Origin of the sequence: Hymenobacter coccineus (assembly GCF_001816125.1) — a bacterium.
Lineage (GTDB): Bacteria > Bacteroidota > Bacteroidia > Cytophagales > Hymenobacteraceae > Hymenobacter > Hymenobacter coccineus.
The window spans coordinates 1-1576 of sequence record NZ_MDZA01000271.1; the positions used below are offsets into that span (position 1 = coordinate 1).

At 64.0% G+C, this 1576-nt stretch carries 3 protein-coding genes; 2 read left to right on the forward strand and 1 reads right to left on the reverse strand.

The window, feature by feature from the left end; genetic code table 11:
- Window positions 1-51 precede the first annotated feature (51 nt).
- Together BEN49_RS14945 and BEN49_RS14950 are read left to right on the forward strand one after the other, a co-directional pair.
- Window positions 52-633 carry an RNA polymerase sigma factor gene (locus BEN49_RS14945; protein ID WP_083326130.1) on the forward strand — a complete coding sequence of 194 codons (582 nt, stop codon included), beginning with the start codon at window positions 52-54 and terminating at the stop codon, window positions 631-633.
- Complete coding sequence (locus BEN49_RS14950; RefSeq protein WP_125916904.1) at window positions 630-968, forward strand: hypothetical protein; 339 nt, start codon at window positions 630-632, stop codon at window positions 966-968. The genes BEN49_RS14945 and BEN49_RS14950 overlap by 4 nt, the downstream gene beginning before the upstream one ends.
- 99 nt (window positions 969-1067) lie before the next feature.
- Here the strand turns inward: BEN49_RS14950 and BEN49_RS14955 are convergent.
- Window positions 1068-1576, reverse strand: a 509-nt coding sequence (locus BEN49_RS14955) for a DUF4202 domain-containing protein (protein ID WP_141765682.1), incomplete at its 5' end; no start/stop codon positions are given.

A 1576-nucleotide genomic window follows, 5' to 3' on the forward strand; every position in this document is an offset into this window, starting at 1 on the left:
GCGCCCAGCCGGAGCCGTCGAGCACGCGCGGCCGGCGTCTAAGCCCCGCACATGGATTTCCTTCACCCTCCCGCTGCGGAAGACCTGCTGCTGCGGCAAGCCGGCCAGGGCCAGCCGCAAGCTTTGGCCCAACTCGTGCGGCGCTACCAGGCGCTGGCGTATACCGTGGCCCTGCGCGTGGTGGGCAACCCCCAGGATGCCGAGGAGGTCGTGCAAGATGCTTTCCTTAAAGCGTTTGCGGCCCTGGCCCAGTTTCAGCGGGCGGCCAAGTTTTCGACCTGGCTCTACCGCATCGTCTACAATACGGCCCTGACCAAGACGCGCAGCCGTGTCCCCGGCGACCGGCCGCAGCCCTTCGAAACGGCCTTGGAGCCTGCCACCGGCGCCGATGGGTGGGAAGCCGTGCGGCGCGCCGACCAGCGGAAGTACCTTGCGCTGGCCTTGGCCCGCCTGCCCCCGGAGGACGCCCTGGTGCTCACCCTGCACTACCTGGCCGAGCAAAGCATTGCCGAAATATGCGTTATCCTGGGCAAAAAAACCTCGGCCGTTAAAATGCAATTACTCCGCAGCCGCAAGCAACTCGAACAGGCGCTGACCCAGCTGCTCCCCACCGAATTTCAGCACCTCCTATGAGCCAGCGTCCCGTTTCCCCCGAGCCAATAAAAGCGCTGTTGCAGGCGCACGGGCTGGCCCAGCCTTCCGCCGCCTTTTCCGCGTCGCTGACGCAGCTGGTGGTGGCCCGGTACGTGGCCCCCCGGCCGGAGGCGTTTCGGGCCGGCGCTTGGTTAGGCAACGCTATTCTGCTCGTGTTAACCGGGCTGTTGGTGCTGGTTGCCAACGCGGTACCAATCGCTATTTCCGCCGTTTTAGCCACCTCCCTGGTCGCCATGGTGGCCGGTACCGGCGGCGTTGTCTGGCTGCTGGCGCACTACCAAAAGCAACTGCTCCAGCAGGAAACAGTTTGCTGACAGCCAGCTCCCGCAGCTAAGGTTTTAGTAAAAAGTCTTCCACCAGGTGCTTGCTTCGCCAACTACGACTTTTGGCCTCAGCCTTTAACAAAGTCCGCGCTACTGCGCCAGCGCCTTGCTCACCAGCGCCAGGGCCTCGGGCGAGAAGGGCAATTGCAGGGCCAGGGCGTGGCCGCGGGCGGTCATTTTGGGCCAGGTTTTCTGCACAATTTCGATAATTTTCTCTTCGGGGTGCTGGGCGGCGAAGGGCAGGAAATAGTACTCGAGGAAGACCAAGCAAATCACGTCTTCGAGCAGCTGCACGTCAGGGTCGTCCTTAAGGCGGAGCTTTTGCACCAGCTGCTGCACGCGGGCGATGGTTTCCGCGTCGTAGCCGACTTCGGCCAGGAGCTGGCCGGCCAGCTCGGCGTGGTACTTTTTGAGGGTATTGCGCCACTGGTGGTAGCCGGGGCGGTCCATCGGGAAATCGTGGCGCGGGATGGCCCAGCGGCGGATGTGCTGGCAACGAGCGGCCAGCTCGGCGTGGTACTTTTTGAGGGTATTGCGCCACTGGTGGTAGCCGGGGCGGTCCATCGGGAAATCGTGGCGCGGGATGGCCCAGCGGCGGA